Raw genomic sequence first — 16,392 nt, forward strand, 5'->3', positions numbered from 1 at the left:
ATCTACATGAAGCTATTCATTCGGTTTCATCACTTTGACCAGCGCTACAGGAAGTTGTAAGAGATCAAAATCGTTATCAAATATAATGTATTTATTTTCCCAAAATGTCGCATACTTCTCTTTGAAATCACGCAGACTATGGTAATGTTTAAAGTTTCCCAATCGTGTTGAGGCAAACTTCATAATCTTTTCAGCGGGACTATCTGTCGCTCCCAAGCCCGTCATTGGCACCATGCCCAAATTTAGATAGACATACTTTTTGGCTTTAGCATATGCAATAAGCTCAACAATCAATGCGTCCATACTCCCACCTGGCGCGTCAAGCGACTTTCGGATCATATCATAAGTGCACTCATCTTTAGCATAATCGGGAATAATATTCAAAAAGGCGACAATATTATTTTGCTCATTTTTCAATACAATAATATCTTGCATAATAAGCTCATTTTCATCAAACATCCCTTGCGAAAAAACCATTTCCTTTTTATCAAATTCTTTCAACCATTCATTGGAAATCAAGCTTAACTGGTCTATGATTGCTTTTTCCTGCGGTGCTTTCAACGCTTCTGTTGTAAAACCCTTTTTTTGAATCGCATTAAGTCCATTACGTAATGACTTACGGTCTTTTCCTTCTAGCTTGAATGTTTCCAATTCTAATACAGCCTCCTGTCCAATGGTAATCTTCTGTTTACGAAGGGATGAGAAATGAACCAAGCTATTTTCATCAACACGATAATAAATGGACTTTAAACCATTCGCGTAACAGTATTGATCAAATTCATGGACCAGCTCTTCCTTATCTCCCTGTTCACAGACAGGTTCATCCAATACAATAGCAAATTCATTCGCCAGGCGATACGCCGTAAATCCCTCCGAGACTTCTGAGAAGAACAGACTCTTATCTTTTCCCAATTTAAAGAAGTCCATCGGAGACTGTCCAAACTCGATTAGTAATTGTTCTGCATGCTCCATTTCGGAGCTACTCGAATCTTCGTCATCAATCAGCCGAGGACGTGCAAGTGCGTAGATCAATAAGAACCAACAAAATAGCCCCAAAACTTGAGTGATGCGCAAAAATTCCTGACCAAAAGCTGTTTGGGGCATCAATTCATCATCTGCAAACAACAGAAAACTCCGTGCCGTATGATATATTGATTGTCCCCATGTAAAGTCTAGCCCGAAATGTTGCTTATCAATGAAGTAAAAACTCAACACATCAAACAGGCATATCGCTATCAGAGCGACAAAAAATGTGATAAACCCAATTCTTACCCAACGAATATTACTCTTGATGCGATATTGTTTATAGCTCATTGCCAATAAAATCAAGGTCAATAAAGCAACCGATGCCTCTTCATAGTCCAATGCCTTAAACACATGTCCAAACAGCGACAAAGCACTAAACACCACGGCGATCCAGAACGCAATACGGAAACCTTTAATCAAGTAGGCTGAAGTAACCAATAGTCCTAAGCCCAAAACCAATACCATAAATTTAGAAGCATGAATTGCTTCTAGCGGTAAGTAAAAACGATCCAGTTTCATTCGGTCCGCCAAAGGAGGCGTCAATACAGAAACAAGATTTACCACGCCTAAGAAAAATATAAGCAACGCCGGTCCAATACGTGCCAGCAATTGCTTACCACGCCATGCAAAGGCAAGGATCCCCAAGAGTAATGGAAGCCAAAATTCGAATGCCCGATAGAGAATCGTGATTCCTAAGCCCTCTGCCTGCGAATAACCGTATGCTTTAAAAATATACAGCATGGTCAGCTCTACAGCCCCAAGGCCCCGTAGAAAAGGAGAAACAATCATCAATACGACCGAAACAGTATAGGCAATAGCCGCGGCCTCGAAGGAGTGGTCCAAACCAAGAGCATACATACTTACAAAGGCATGGGCAATACCGCAACATTCGACGATCATGGAGGCCAACATGGTACCCAACAAATATTTTAGCTTGACTTCCCCTGAAAATATTTCATCGATATTAGAGGCTACAGCAGGAAACTTTAATTCAACCCAGCGATAGATGCCTTTGTGTGTTCGAAAAGACCAAACGAACCAAAATACGACAGCCAGGAGCAGTCCCAAAACCACCAATGAGATCCAGGCATCACCAAAATTTTTATTATGCCAGATCGTATACAATATAACAGGTACACCAATCATAAAGACCGTCAGTAGTCCGACATAGCCATAAAGCGCCCCTGCTTGGTGAATTTGCGTCGTATTTAAATTTCTTTTCCGCAACTCCGTTGTTGTATATGCCAAAGAACTAATCCCACCCGCTGGGAGAAACACACTGAGTAAATTTCTCTTCAGGAAAAGATCAATGGCGATTCTCAGATTAATAGAAAGGCCGATCGCTTTAAAACTCTGCACATACATCAATCCCTGAAGCACAATATAAACGATGGTAATTCCAACTCCAACTGAAACCCAGGTTAGGTTGGCCGCGCGCAACTGTGGAATAATTGCCGCAAGCTCTTTCCGCTCATTTCTAAAAAATACGAAGGCCAATAAGATAACCAAAACAGCTATTAGTTCCTTCCAATAGGTCTTTGGTGAAAAATGTCGAATCCGTTGAGCAATAGTTTTGGCCATATGATCGTTTAATGATGAATAACCTTTAAATATATTATAAACACTAAAATAAAGCTAATCGTTTGAAAATGACTAATTGTTAATTTTTCGTAAATTCTTTTCACATTAATCAGTAATTTTCCTGCATGAAAGAGAAAAAGGTTTTGTTCATCGGACTTGTGTGGCCAGAGCCAACATCTTCAGCAGCGGGCTTTCGCATGATGCAATTAATTGACACATTCTTGAATGGCTCTTATCAGATTACTTTTGCCTCAGCGGCGGCTAAATCACCTTATAGCGCACCTTTACAGTCACTGGGTGTGCATGAGCAAGCAATCGTGCTAAATAGCGATAGCTTTGATAAATTTATCATTCAACTTCAACCCGACATTGTTGTATTTGATCGCTTTATGGTGGAGGAGCAATATGGTTGGCGCGTTGCCCAGCAATGCCCTAACGCACTTCGCGTACTCGACACGGAAGACTTGCATTTTTTACGCCAGGCGAGACAGGCGTCCGTCAAAAATAAAGGTGATTTCTCCTTTCAAGAGTTATTTACAGATACCGCTAAACGGGAAATTGCCTCAATTCTGCGAAGTGACCTCTCCTTGATTATCTCCGAATCCGAAATGAAGATTCTTATCGAAGAATTTCGAATTTCACCCGACATCCTCTATTACCTCCCTTTCCTTGAACATGAGATCAGTTCTACTGAAATTAATCAATGGAAGCCCTTTGAAGAGCGTAAGAACTTATTATTTATCGGAAATTTTATCCATGAGCCGAACTGGCATACGGTTCAATATCTAAAAACACAAATCTGGCCCCAATTACGGAAGATGCTTCCCAAAGTAGAATTGCACATTTATGGAGCCTATGCAACCCAAAAAGTACTCCAGTTAAACAACTCTAAAGAGAATTTCCTGATCAAGGGCCGAGCGGAATCTGCTCGTCTTACCATGGAAAACTACCGTGTACTGGTAGCTCCAATTCAATTTGGTGCCGGTGTGAAAGGAAAGTTTATCGACGCTATGCAGACAGGCACGCCATCTGTCACCACGACAGTTGGAGCAGAAGCCATGAAGGGTAATTTGGATTGGAATGGTTTTATCGAAGACGATCCCGAAACTTTCTGCAGAAAGACAGTTGAGCTCTATGAAAACGAAAATCTTTGGAAAACGGCCCAAGAACATGGTATCCGTATTATCAACGAGCGTTATGAAAAACGAAAATATCAGGCCGACTTTATGACGAATCTATCTTTGTTAAAAGTGCAGATTGACAGGCACCGCCAACAAAACTTTATTAGTCAGATATTGTTGCACCACACGATGCAGAGCACAAAATATATGTCTTTATGGATTGAGGAAAAAAATAAATAGATCTTTAGTTGACTTCACGCCACCAAGGCGCGTATACTGTATCTAATCTATTAAAATGGATCATTTCCCCTATTTTTGGCGTAAGGAGAGTGATCTGTTCTTTGTTCGCTGTCTCGTAAAATTTCTCCATTGGCTCTTTCCAGTCGTGCATAGCCAACGCGAACTTAGAAGAATGAACGGGCAAAATAGCTTGAGCTTTCAGATCCTTCGTTTCAGCAGCCCATTCGTCAGGTAAGGAATGGATATAATGCCAGGCATCGTTATATTGGCCATTTTCCAAGATTGCTAAATCAAATGGACCGAACTGGTCACCTATCTTTTTGAAGTGCTTACCATATCCGCTGTCTCCACCCAAGAAAATAGTGTACTGGGAAGTTTTTAACACAAAGGATGTCCACAAGGTATTATTCCGTGTAAATCTTCGTCCCGAAAAGTGCCTTGCGGGTGTGAAGGTTACCTGAAAATCGGGCGCCAGTTTTATCTGGTCGTACCAGTCACCCTCGATGATCTGATCGGACTTATATCCCCAAGATTCAAAATGCGCCCCCACGCCAAGACCACAAATCACCCGACCGACTTTATCCCTCAATTTCACAACAGTCTCATAATCCAGATGGTCGTAATGATCATGAGAGATAAACAAATAGTCAATTTTCGGAAAAACCATCGTCGCATAGTCGACAGACATCTTAAATGCTTTATTGCTCCCTGGGATAGGAGAAGCATTTGGGCTGAACACCGGATCAACCAATATTAATTTCCCATCTAACTTCATCAGGTAGGAGGAGTGACCAAACCAAATCAGAACGTCATCTGCGGGAAGATGTGCTAAATCGCATTCCATAGCAGGCAATACGTTGATCGGTTTCAAGCGGGGATTTTTGTTGAAAAGGAAATCCCACAGCAAAGAGGCCATATTCACATCGGCTTTCAACGATGGCGTTACTTCGAGATTATGAAAAACACCATTTTTAAAATTTGGTGACTGTTTCATCCGTTCCAGTCGAGCTCCTTTGAAACTTCCACCAAACATTGGATGAACAAAATAATAGAGTACTCCACTGATGAGAACAATCAATAGAGCCCCTAAAATAATCCATCCCATATTCCGCATCAGAAATTATTCTTCCACATCATGGATTCCACCGGGCGGATGGTCTTGCCATTGTATTTTGCGTTACCTTTTGTATTATAAAATGTTTCGATATCGCCTTCTACAGCAAAATAGATCAATTGTCCAATAGGCATTCCCGCGTAAACCCGAACAGGTTGGGCAACCGAAATTTCCAAGGTCCAGGTATTACAGAAACCGACATCACCCTTTCCTGCTGTTGCATGGATATCTATCCCTAAGCGACCAGTACTCGATTTGCCCTCTAAAAAAGGAACATGCTTATGCGTTTCGGTGTATTCTTGCGTAACGCCTAAATAAAGGGTATTGGGTTCCAATACAAAACCTTCTTCCGGGATTTCAAAATGCTGAATTTCATTGTGTTTCTTGGCATCAAGGACACGGTCTGCATACGTTGCCAAATATTTCCCCAAATGCACATCGTAGGAATTTGTTCCCAAACATTTACGATCAAATGGTTGAATGACAATACTGCCATTTTCAATCTCTTCAAGAATTCTTTTATCAGATAAAATCATGTGTATCAAAATAGCAAAAGCGTCAGGCAATGCTATACAAATTCAAAAATACAGTTATCCCACTAATTTTACTTCATTTTTCAAAACAAAAATCTGCGATTTGTTTTTTAAATTTGGGTATGAGTCTAGTGTATCTACGTGAAATTGATAATCAAACCAAATTTGCAATTTGGCGAATTGAGGAATCGGACGACGATTTGCTGTCGAAACTTCAATTGGATGAACGTGAAAAAGCAAAATTAGGGTCCTTCAATAAAGGGAAAAGACGGTTACATTGGCTTGCCACACGTGTTCTCCTGCGAACCCTATTGAACACATCCCGCTATATTGAATGTCCTTCGGATGCAAATGGCAAGCCTTATCTCGCTAATTTTCCCCAAAAAATATCACTTTCGCACTCATTTGATTATGCAGCAGCTATGATCAGTACAAAAGGAGAGGTTGGTATCGACATGGAAATCATCAAAACAAAAGTAGAGCGCATCCAACATAAGTTCCTAAAACCTGCGGAGCTTGCATTCATCGCCCAAGATGAGAGCCGATATGAGCAGCTTTATGCTTGCTGGTGCGCCAAAGAAGCGATTTATAAACTTCAAGGCAATGCAGGTGTCTCCTTCTTGAACAACATGACCATACAACCATTCGAATACCAAACGCAAGGCATATTAAAACTTGAACTCGACAGCGATCAAAATAAACATATTTATGATGTATATTACGAGAAGTTTAATGAATATATGCTCGCCTACGCTGTAGAATAGGTTCTTTAAAAAAATAATTTTTCTCAATTTCAATGAATTAGCATCCAAACAGCACTTTTTTTTTGCGCTTTTTGAAAAAGCTTCTATATTTGCATCATCGAAAACGATATGGCCCGTTCGTCTAGGGGTTAGGACGCAAGATTTTCATTCTTGAAACAGGGGTTCGATTCCCCTACGGGCTACACATCTAAAAGTCAAAACATACAAAATCCTGCAAATTAAACGTTTGCAGGATTTTTTGTTTTTCAGTATCTACAAAACTTACACGAATTCCCAATAAAAAAGTGAGTCATTCAGTGAGTCATTTTCTTCGATCTGACTACTCACTGAAATGTGTTTAATCATCTTATTATCAATGTGTTCAAAAACTAAACATCTTGATCCGTTTTAGTTGCAAGGCTAATTTTGTTTCACTTAAATGATGTTGTCATGAGTACAAATTATTCCTTGCTCTTCTATCTGAAGAAATCCAAAAATTATGTTAGCGGTCCCAAGCCGATCTACATGCGAATTACCGTAGATGGAATCCCAAAAGAAGTCTCCACGGGGCGGGAATGTGATCCTTCAAAATGGAGCTCTAAAGCCAACCGCATGAAGGGCACAACGGAGGCTGTCAAGACCCTGAACACTTATCTCTATGCCCTGGCCAGTAAAGTAAGTACAATACACACTACAATGACAGCTGCCACGGAGGAAATTACGGCGGAATCCATCAAACTTAGGTATCAGGGGAAGGATATCAAGCGAACGCAATTCCTTGAAGTATTTAGGGAGCACAATATGCAGATGGAAGCACTTTTGGGTAATGGATTCAAGCCCAATACACTCAAAGGGTATAAAACCTCTCTTTTGCATATCGGACAATATCTGACCTTTTTCAACTGGTTCGCCAGTGAATTCTTGCCAGATCTATTGTTTCGACTTACTGCCCTCCTGATAAGCACGGATGATTTCACGCTTCTGTTTTACACTGAAATAACGGCTCGGCCGCTGCTTTGATTTAAACCTTTTTTCTTCCATCTTTTGTCTGATTTAGGTGTAAACCTATGCCAACACAAGACATATTGATATTATCCATAATTCGGTGGGGGATGCACTGAAAAGCGGAACAAACTATATTTATCATTTTAACCTGAGGGATCATCTGGGCAATGTACGAGCCACATTGAAACGAGGCAGTACCTCGACGACGGTTGATGTGGTTCAAAGGACAATTACTATCCATTTGGCGAGCGTAAGGTTGTTATAGATGGCAATAATAAGTATCTTTATAATGGCAAGGAGATCCAGGGTGAGCTTGGTGACCAATATGATTATGGAGCAAGGTTTTATGATGCAGATATTGGCCGTTTTAATATTATAGACAGGCTTGTGGAAAAATATTCTCCCATGACGCCATATACCTATACAGGTAATAGTCCAATTAATTTTTTGGATCAAAATGGTGATTCTATTATCATCTGGGGAGTAGATGATAATAGAAATATGTATTCTGTGATGGATGAAAATGGGATTGCATATCATTATACCCGCGATGCGTGTGGAAACATTAATGAGGATGAGTTATGGAAACAATCGAATAAATTTTGGAGTAAGTGAGGCTTCTTATTTTAAAAATTATTCTTTCCTATTACGAAAAACAGAAATTTATAAAAGAATAGGGCCAAGTACCTCTACTCTTCAGGATAATACAAGAATTGATAAAAATTATTATAGGATCTATGATACAAGAATGCAAAAATTTACGACAGGTTTTTAATTTATTATTTATTATAAATTCACTATTTGCATTAACATCATGCAGTAATCATGTGGAAGCATTTAGAAGTCAATGTGATCAAGATGGATTGTATAAAAGGGTTAATTTTAACGAGTTATTAAGAGATATTGACAAATATGATGGACAGTTCGTTGAAATAAAAGGTAAGTATATTTCTGGTTTTGAAGAATCAGCTTTGTACGGTAATAACACTTTCTATAAAAATTCGCCCCAAAATGGTTTATGGATATTATTTGATAGTTTTAATCTGAAATGTCCACTTAGGAGCATTAATAATAAGGGAGGAAAACTTTTAACTGATTCTGATTTACAAAATAGAACCATACTTTTACATGGTAGAGTTGATAAAAGGAATAAAGGTCATTTGGCATTATATAAAGGAGCTTTAATTGATATTACATTGGTGGAGATTGAGTAAGCGATGTCGTGTCGTGAAATATGAACAAGATTGTGAGCCTATAGCAGAAAAAGACGCGAAGGCATTCAAAATATCATCATATAACTATGCTGTTGATATCTTGATTGGGTTCACTAATCCTCTTTGGATGATACCAATATGGAAACATCTGGGATACAATATTTGTAATATTAGAAAAAGTGGCTGGATATAAGACACTGTCTCATAAAGGTACTATAATCAAATACAACTATTATTTCATTTATTTTTATCCATCTTCGTTAAATTTGTTCCACCCTAGAGGAAACATAAGGTGATTGTCCGCATGTGATGTTTAGCTTGTGTAGTATCGGCGTAACTGTCGGCAATATTTGCTTTATAATCTTTCTAATACTCCGGTCGGCTGCGTCTCCGACCCGAGAGAAAAATCCGATTCCTGTTCTTTGTAATTTATATTTTGGTGATTGGGATTGTACTCTTCATTTCTTTTCCAAAGTGAGAAAATGACGACCAAGAGCTTTTTCTGTACGGCTACATAACTTTTCATTTTTATGCCATGCTTAGCGAATGTTCGTTCGTATAAATCCTCAAACGGCTTTACCTTCCATATTACAACGCCAAAATTAGGTAAATGCAGGATTCTTCGAATGTGACTATTACCTTTTTTTGAGATTCTAGTTTTTCTTCGATGATTTCCTGACTGGCTCTCAACAATATCATATCCTGCAAAACTAACTAACTGTCTGGAGTTATTGAATGATTGAAAGCCGTTCGTTTCTGCGATCAAGGTTGATACAGTTCTTGTCACCACCCCTTTTAACGTGCAAATTTTAGCCACCTTATCTGCTATTTCTTTGTTGGAATTAATATAGTTATGGATTAACTTATCATAACTTCCAATTGTTTCTCTATTAGTTTCAGCTGTTCTTTTAGTGCCTTGTTGACATCTTTGTTTTGATACATAGCCTGCTTAAGAGCCTGCTGTTGGTTGGCAATAGCTGTTCTTCTCTCATGAAGACGTTCAATCTCTCGAGTTATCAATCGCAACTGATAATAAAACTCACTAATTGGCAACAATGGCTCAAGAGCCTTTTCCGCTCCCATTTATGCAAGCCCTTGCGCCTCAATCTTATCGTTTTTAGACTTTTGACCCGACGCTTGCAGGTATTTTTTGGCAGAGATGTCTAACCCAACTGAATATTTTAACATAATCATCCTAATTTAACATTAATAAAACAGATTTCGCGAACAACCATTACTCATGTTTTATACAGGATTATTTAACTTGTAAATATCCTTAAGTACTATCCCGGCTCTCTTCAGAAAGAAACTAAAGCAGACTTTTCTTTACGTCAGCATCATTGATTTATGTGCCTAGTGTGTATTCAAGTTGCTGTTTTAGCTCTGTTTCTTTATTTAGTATTTAATGTAAAGGCATGAGTGTTTCGGATATAGAAAATATGATGCGCGATGTGTATGGATTTGACCTTTCTGAATCGACAATTTCCCGGATTACCGACTGTGTGGCCGGTGATGTGATCGCCTGGCAAAACCGCCCGTTGGACAAAGTCTATCTGATTGTCTGGATGGATGCCATTGTTCTAAGGTCAGAGAGAACTCCAAAGTGGTCAATAAAACCATTTATCTTGTTGTGGGCCTAAACAGGGATGGCTATAAAGAATTTCTGGACATGTGGCTGGGCAAGAATGAAAGTGCCAGTTTTTGGATGGGAATCCTGACAGACCTGAAATCCCGGGGCGTAGAGGATATGCTGATTACAGCGACCGATAATCTCAACGCCTTCTCCTCTATCATACGGAGTGTATTTCCTGAGTGCAGCACCCAGGTCTGTGTCGTCCACCAGATCCGAAATGCTTGCAGATATGCTGTATGGAAGGATAAAAAGGCGTTTACAGCGGATATGAAGCCTATCTATGATGTTGCCAATAAACAAGCTGCACAAGCCGCACTGGCTTATTTTGCCGATAAATGGGAATCCAAGTATCCTTATGCCGCAAGATGCCGTAAGATCATGGAAGGAAAACTGGGACGACCTGATCGTCTTTTACGACTTTCCACTTGAGATCCGAAGAATAATCTATACGACCAATATCATCGAAAACATGAATGGGAAGATCTTTAAATACACAAAGAATAAACTGTCATTTCCCAGCGATGATACTATATTGAAATCTGTATATTTAGCTTTGAGAGAAATCTTTAGAAAATGGACAATGCCCATTCGTAACTGGGCTATTATCCTAAATCAGTTCTTAACTTTATTTGAGAACAGAGTCCAGTTATAAGGAACATAACTGAACTCTATAGTTTTTATTTACCCACTTAGTGGGACAGTCCCTTTTTTCAGTATCTACAAAATCTATAGTAATTCCCAATAAAAAAGTGAGTCATTTTTGCTCATTAGCTTACTTATCGAAATAGCATTAAAACTCTTATAGTCAATATGTTTAATGCTGCCATTCGAAGAGAGTATCCTCGGAGGATACTCTAAAGCCAATTTGCAAAGCATAGCGCAATAAAAGTAGGGCAGATTCCCACTTCTGCTTGCTCTAATGTTTCGTCCGATTATGGGGTTGCACTATTTAATATCTACTAATGTAATTTTCTTGTGAATTCCAGAATATTGTCCCCAATGACCTTTATGTTTTATATCAATTTGCCCATGTAACCGGACAATTCTGTTATACATTATGTCGTTATTACCCTTTTCAAAAAGATTCCGACCTGTTTTTTCCGAATTAAGTGGACATTGTAAATTATATGCATCAAAGTCAAAATCCACAACCCATGGATTGGGGATCGCTTGGAGAAGAAGCCTGTAGCATATAATACAGATTCTTCAGGACTTGCATTGTATTCTCCTTCAACTTCTACATATTTACCATCATAGTCTTCTATTTTTTTTATTAATTCTGAAAGTTCTATTCTTTGATATCCCTGATTTTTATTACAAACGCTTTTAAATGTCTCTGGTGGATTGCCACATGATGTAATAAACAAAACAAGAACGAAAATACACTTAAAAACCTGAAGTAAATTTACGTGATCTGGTATCATAGGTCCTGTAATAATTTCTATCAATTCTTGTATTGTCCTGAAGAGTAGAGGTGCTTGGTCCTATTCTTTTATAAATTTCTGTTTTTCGTAAAGGGAAAGAATAATTTTTAAAATAAGAAGCGTCACTTCCTCCAAAATTTATTCGATCTTTTCCATAACTCATCCTCATTATTGTTTCCCCGCTCATTGCACGTAAATAATTTTCAAATTTCACAGCATTATATTCTGTATTTAAGATTCCACCATTATAATCATGCATATTTTCCGATCTACCAACCAAATGATCCCACGCATGTGATAATTCATGCCCTAATTTCACAAAACTTTTATCAAACGAAACTCCATCTTGAAACCCCGAATTTGCTTGATTATACATAACTTTCTTTGAAGCGGGATCATAATGTTGATTCTTTCGATCAAAATACTCAATATCAACAATTTCACTTGAGTTTTGCAAATCACCAATTAGCCTTCTACCTGCGCTATAAGAACTTATTTTATTCAAATCGGCAACAGTATTTTCTATGAAGCTATTTCTTCCATCATATTTGTTACCTCGTCTATTGTTTCCACTTGCATCGCGGGTATAATGATATGCAATCCCATTTTCATACATCACAGAATACATATTTCCATTATCATCTGCTCCCCAGATGATAATATAATCACCATTATGATCTAAATAATTTATCGGATTATTAGCAGTATAATTATATGGTGTCATGAGTGAATAATTCTCTGAAAATCGATCTACTACATTAAAACGGCCTATTTCAGGATCATAAAACCTCGCCCCATAGTCATATTGACCTTCCAGCACATAACTACTACCCAAATTATGTGTACCTAGATTCAGATCTTTCTGAATCTCCTTGCCATTATAAAGATACTTGTTATCAATACTTGTTGCAATGGATTTCGTTTTACCAAACGGATAATAATCCTGTTTCTGCATCGCTGTTGCTAATGGAGCTGTAGATGTACCATCTTTCTTCAGCACGACACGGACATTGCCTAAATGATCGGTCAGATTGTAATAATAGCTGTAGGTACCAGAGCTGTTCAACAAGAAGCCATCCTCCATCGCTATACGTTCAATAACGGGGCTAGCAGATCCTGTCCTGCTATATTCAATACCTCCTAGGTAATCTTGCTGCGTGGTTGTCGCTCCAACAGTTGAGGTCCTGTTCAACTTACTTCCCGTCGCGTCATAGATATAAGAAATGCTTTTGCTTCCACCAACTGCTGTTTTCGGAAGGTTCAAGAAATTGTAACTCAATGTCATTCCTGTGCGATCTTTAGTGGCATTGCCGTTTCCATCATATACAAATGTGCCAGTGAATCCCCCTGAAAGACTCGCAAGCTGATTACTCTTGTTGTTATTGTTGTAACTATAGCTGATTGTCGTACCACTATCACGAATCAGGGTTTTGATATTGCCCATGTCATCATATGTCAAGACTTCGCTCATTACCGTTCCGGTGCTTACTCCACTCTTTAACCTATTCAGTGCATCATAACCGTAGGTAAAAGTATTACTTGTTGTAGCGGAATATCCCCACAATTGCTGGGCTATATTGCCATTATACTGCGCGTTTGTCAGGACTGTTGTGCCGTTTTTATTGTAGTTCAACTGAGCTGTAAACTGTTGAGAACTTGTCTTGGTCATCCAGCCTCGTTCATTGTACTGATAGGCGATACTTGTCAAAAAGTTGCTGCCACTGTTTTCACTATGAAGTGACTTGGTTTTCAGCTGCCCAATCTCATTATAGGCGCGGCGGCTCTGAATAAATTCGGTCTGGCTGTTGACCCTCTTCTTTGTCTGTGTCAATCGCCCAACGTGGTCATACTCATTTGTAGTCAAAAGTGTAGTCAGGTCAGGTGAACCACTGATCCTATGCTGCCTTTTACTCGTCAGTAGATCACCCACAAAATTATAGCTATTGGTTACTCTGTCCACCCCTCCAAGATGATTGTCTGCAACTGTTTCCACAATATCTCCATATTTATTATAATAAATCGACAACATTAACGCAGATGCACCGTTATCTCTACAAATTTTCGTTCCAGTCAATAGCCCCTTCACCATCCAGGTACTGTCCAATCCAGACGTTGCTGGAAGAATTGTATTTGTCTTGAAACTGTAATCATCATAATAATTGGTGGATAATTCCATTAATTGAGCAGTCGTATTGGGAAAAGCATTATTACTATAGATGGTTCCTGTACGTGTTTCCCATAACGCTGAAATTCCATCAGCCATAGACTGTATCTGAGCCCGGGTCTTCTGGCCCGTCAGGGTATTTGTATAGATTCCTGTTGAGGCAATGCGGCCGAAGGCATCATATTTTTTATACGTCCATTTACCTGCGGGCCGCTGCACAGAATCCTGTGTTAATATGGGCTGGTCATTCTTATTGTAGACGAAATATTCCCATCCTTTTCCCGGAATTTTCTTTTCGGTCATCCTGAGCCTCTCATCATATTTATAGGCGTATATGAGCTCATTAAAATCATTATCATTGGTTTCTTTCAATGTAGGCGCTATATATCCGGGCGGAACCACATATCTTAAATTACCGTAGTCATCATAGATATAATAGGTATTGAGTGCTTTTGTCTTGGTCAGCCAGACCCTTTTAAGGACAAGTTTGTCCTCGAAAATATCAATGTATTCTTCTATCGTTCCCGCCTTTGCACTGTCGGAAGTCCAGTTCTCATCCTTAGAGACAGTTTTATAGAGTTTTTTTGCTGCATAATATGTACTACCATCCGCACTGATATTGTCCGCATTTATTGTCCACTTTCGGACATCCCCGGCCACATTGGTACCATACTCAGAAACCTGGGTATGGCCTGAGGCACTCGTTATACCAACCGTTGACCGATTCGAGGTAAGCTGCCATGCCTGTCCGGATGCTCCCTTTTCAGTTATACGGTTCAGAGGGCTGTTGTCGAATTTGGTAGCCGAGTATGGATTATCCGTTTTCACCACAGCTGCATCCCAAGTATTCCCGGCCGAATAGTATGCCAACTGATCTACCTTTGCCGTTCCGTTGAAATTACCACTATTAGCTCCACTTTTAACATGTGGGAGAAACTTGATACTATCTCGGCCATTATTATCGTATTCCAGATGCTGTACGATATCATTCTTTGACGGACTGGCCTGCCATCTGACATTCTGCACTATTCTGCCCAGGCCATCAAAATATTCTATGGAAACATTTGCACTGTCCACCGGTTTTCCCTGAAGAGATGAAGCTGTTTTGTATCCTGCTTTCCGAACGGTCCTGGTGACGATGTTATTTTTTCCAAAACTTCCGATGTCATTATTCGTTGTACTGGCAGCAATTGCGAAACTAACCGTTTTGGTTGCACTTCCAGCGGCATTGTAGGCTGTAATGGTGTAGCTGGTCAATGCCTTTGCACCTGTTGGCGTACCTGATATCACCCCTGTGGACTTATTAAAAACCATCCCTGCAGGCAATGTCGGGCTAATACTGTAACCGTTGCCATTCCCAACCCAGCGCATCTGATAATTTCCGGAATCCCCTAGGTAAAGGTTATCCACAGAAAGTGCGAAGATTCCGTTTAAGCTGGAGAAAGTAGCTGACATTGGACTTCCATTATCGCTACCACTACTTCCTGTTCCTGCGATTGTTGTAACTACACCAGAGGGCGTGATCTTGCGGACGCGGTTATCCAATTGAGTCACATACACATTTCCCGATCCGTCTACGGTAATAGCCATTGGAAAGTAGAAACTGGCCCCTGTTCCCGTACCATTAACATTGCCGGCAGAACCGGATCCGGCAAATGTAGTAACAACCCCAGCCGGAGTAATCTTTCGGATCTTACAGCCATTGTATTCAGAGACATATAAATTTCCTGACAAATCCGCAGCAATTCCTTTCATACCATAAAAACCCGCGCCTGTCCCTGTACCATCCACACTGCTGGCTGAACCTGATCCAGCTAATGTCGTTACAGTCCCAGATGGTGTAATCTTCCGTACGCGAAGATTATTCTCATCGGTGACATATACATTTCCACTTCCGTCCACGGTTATTCCCCAGGGTTCACTGAACCTTGCGGACGAGCCTGTAGCATCCGTGTATCCTGCCGTTGTAGAGCCTGCCAATGTTGTAACGGCTCCTGACGGCGTAATTTTGCGTACCATGTTATTACCGCGGTCACTTACATATAAGTTCCCGGAGACATCTTTGCATATGGAGACAGGCTTATAGAATCGGGCCGTCGATCCCGTTCCGTCCTGCCATCCACTAACTGAAGAAATTGACCCGACGAAACTCTTTACTTCCCTCGTGCTTGGGTCATAAGAACGAATTGTATGGTTGCCAGCATCACTTATATATATTAGACCTGAAGATCCAGCAACCATTCCCGCTAGTCCCTGAAAACGGGCAGCAGTACCAATTGCATCAACGTAGCCGGACGTACTGCCTCCTGCCAGTAAGGTTACGTCCCCATCGGCATATACAGCCCCACCACTGTTTGTCGGTAAATAATTCACTGGTTGCCCAACCATCAGCGTGCTGGGAATTATATAATTAATATTCGGAAGAGATGGGAGTACCATCGCAACTGCCATGCTTCTCGATTTTGGCGATGATCCCCGTGCATAAATCTCCGAACTGTCAACAACTTGCCCAAATATTGTTCCTGCTCTAAAGATCAAAAGAGCCAAGATCATTTTTTTTAGCGTACTTTTCATAACGAGTTTGATTTCAAAGA

11 protein-coding genes, 1 tRNA gene and 3 pseudogenes are annotated in these 16,392 nt (G+C 39.9%); 8 read left to right on the forward strand and 7 right to left on the reverse strand.

Annotated features, from left to right (window positions below; genetic code table 11):
* Positions 1 to 12: 12 nt before the first annotated feature.
* Positions 13 to 2,607 (reverse strand): phosphatidylglycerol lysyltransferase domain-containing protein, encoded by a 2,595-nt coding sequence (locus A9970_RS11590; protein WP_182982369.1) that lies wholly within the window; start codon positions 2,605 to 2,607, stop codon positions 13 to 15.
* Positions 2,608 to 2,732: 125 nt separating this feature from the next.
* On the opposite strand from A9970_RS11590, the gene A9970_RS11595 reads away from it, so the two are divergent.
* Positions 2,733 to 3,968: a glycosyltransferase family 4 protein gene (locus A9970_RS11595; protein ID WP_182982370.1), complete on the forward strand. Its 1,236-nt coding sequence runs from the start codon at positions 2,733 to 2,735 to the stop codon at positions 3,966 to 3,968.
* Positions 3,969 to 3,972: 4 nt separating this feature from the next.
* Here the strand turns inward: A9970_RS11595 and A9970_RS11600 are convergent, their stop codons facing one another.
* Together A9970_RS11600 and dcd are read right to left on the reverse strand one after the other, a co-directional pair.
* A complete protein-coding gene (locus A9970_RS11600; protein ID WP_182982371.1) occupies positions 3,973 to 5,073 on the reverse strand; it encodes an MBL fold metallo-hydrolase in 1,101 nt (366 codons plus the stop codon).
* An 8-nt stretch (positions 5,074 to 5,081) separates the two neighbouring features.
* Positions 5,082 to 5,618, reverse strand: a complete 537-nt coding sequence (gene dcd / locus A9970_RS11605) for a dCTP deaminase (protein WP_046673098.1) — start codon at positions 5,616 to 5,618, stop codon at positions 5,082 to 5,084.
* Positions 5,619 to 5,737: 119 nt separating this feature from the next.
* Between dcd and A9970_RS11610 the strand changes: the two genes are divergently transcribed.
* The 5 genes and pseudogenes from A9970_RS11610 to A9970_RS11630 all read left to right on the forward strand — a co-directional run bounded on the left by A9970_RS11610 (position 5,738) and on the right by A9970_RS11630 (position 8,577).
* Positions 5,738 to 6,379, forward strand: a complete 642-nt coding sequence (locus A9970_RS11610; protein WP_153844485.1) for a 4'-phosphopantetheinyl transferase superfamily protein — start codon at positions 5,738 to 5,740, stop codon at positions 6,377 to 6,379.
* Between the two features lie 110 nt (positions 6,380 to 6,489).
* A tRNA-Glu gene (locus A9970_RS11615) sits at positions 6,490 to 6,561 on the forward strand.
* Between the two features lie 247 nt (positions 6,562 to 6,808).
* Positions 6,809 to 7,378: an Arm DNA-binding domain-containing protein gene (locus tag A9970_RS11620; protein WP_182982372.1), complete on the forward strand. Its 570-nt coding sequence runs from the start codon at positions 6,809 to 6,811 to the stop codon at positions 7,376 to 7,378.
* A 228-nt stretch (positions 7,379 to 7,606) separates the two neighbouring features.
* A pseudogene (locus tag A9970_RS11625) lies at positions 7,607 to 7,978 on the forward strand (RHS repeat-associated core domain-containing protein); the annotation flags it as partial.
* 212 nt (positions 7,979 to 8,190) lie between these two features.
* Positions 8,191 to 8,577 carry a hypothetical protein gene (locus tag A9970_RS11630; RefSeq protein ID WP_220801582.1) on the forward strand — a complete coding sequence of 129 codons (387 nt, stop codon included), beginning with the start codon at positions 8,191 to 8,193 and terminating at the stop codon, positions 8,575 to 8,577.
* Positions 8,578 to 8,932: 355 nt separating this feature from the next.
* Here the strand turns inward: A9970_RS11630 and A9970_RS28675 are convergent, their stop codons facing one another.
* The 3 genes and pseudogenes from A9970_RS28675 to A9970_RS11640 all read right to left on the reverse strand — a co-directional run bounded on the left by A9970_RS28675 (position 8,933) and on the right by A9970_RS11640 (position 9,660).
* Positions 8,933 to 9,103 carry a hypothetical protein gene (locus A9970_RS28675; RefSeq protein WP_259655375.1) on the reverse strand — a complete coding sequence of 57 codons (171 nt, stop codon included), beginning with the start codon at positions 9,101 to 9,103 and terminating at the stop codon, positions 8,933 to 8,935.
* Positions 9,104 to 9,145: 42 nt separating this feature from the next.
* Positions 9,146 to 9,394: pseudogene (locus A9970_RS29040) on the reverse strand (transposase); the annotation flags it as partial.
* A gap of 41 nt (positions 9,395 to 9,435) precedes the next feature.
* The gene (locus A9970_RS11640; RefSeq protein ID WP_182982375.1) at positions 9,436 to 9,660 is read right to left on the reverse strand and encodes a hypothetical protein; all 225 of its coding nucleotides are present in this window, start codon (positions 9,658 to 9,660) and stop codon (positions 9,436 to 9,438) included.
* A 359-nt stretch (positions 9,661 to 10,019) separates the two neighbouring features.
* On the opposite strand from A9970_RS11640, the pseudogene A9970_RS11645 reads away from it, so the two are divergent.
* Together A9970_RS11645 and A9970_RS29045 are read left to right on the forward strand one after the other, a co-directional pair.
* Positions 10,020 to 10,639, forward strand: a pseudogene (locus A9970_RS11645) (transposase).
* Positions 10,566 to 10,862: a transposase gene (locus tag A9970_RS29045; protein WP_409079950.1), complete on the forward strand. Its 297-nt coding sequence runs from the start codon at positions 10,566 to 10,568 to the stop codon at positions 10,860 to 10,862. Before A9970_RS11645 ends, A9970_RS29045 begins: the two are co-directional and overlap by 74 nt.
* 734 nt (positions 10,863 to 11,596) lie before the next feature.
* Here the strand turns inward: A9970_RS29045 and A9970_RS11650 are convergent.
* The gene (locus tag A9970_RS11650) at positions 11,597 to 16,372 is read right to left on the reverse strand and encodes a DUF6443 domain-containing protein (RefSeq protein WP_182982376.1); all 4,776 of its coding nucleotides are present in this window, start codon (positions 16,370 to 16,372) and stop codon (positions 11,597 to 11,599) included.
* Positions 16,373 to 16,392: the final 20 nt, after the last annotated feature.

Source organism: Sphingobacterium sp. UME9 (assembly GCF_014170215.1).
GTDB classification, from domain to species: Bacteria; Bacteroidota; Bacteroidia; order Sphingobacteriales; family Sphingobacteriaceae; genus Sphingobacterium; species Sphingobacterium paramultivorum.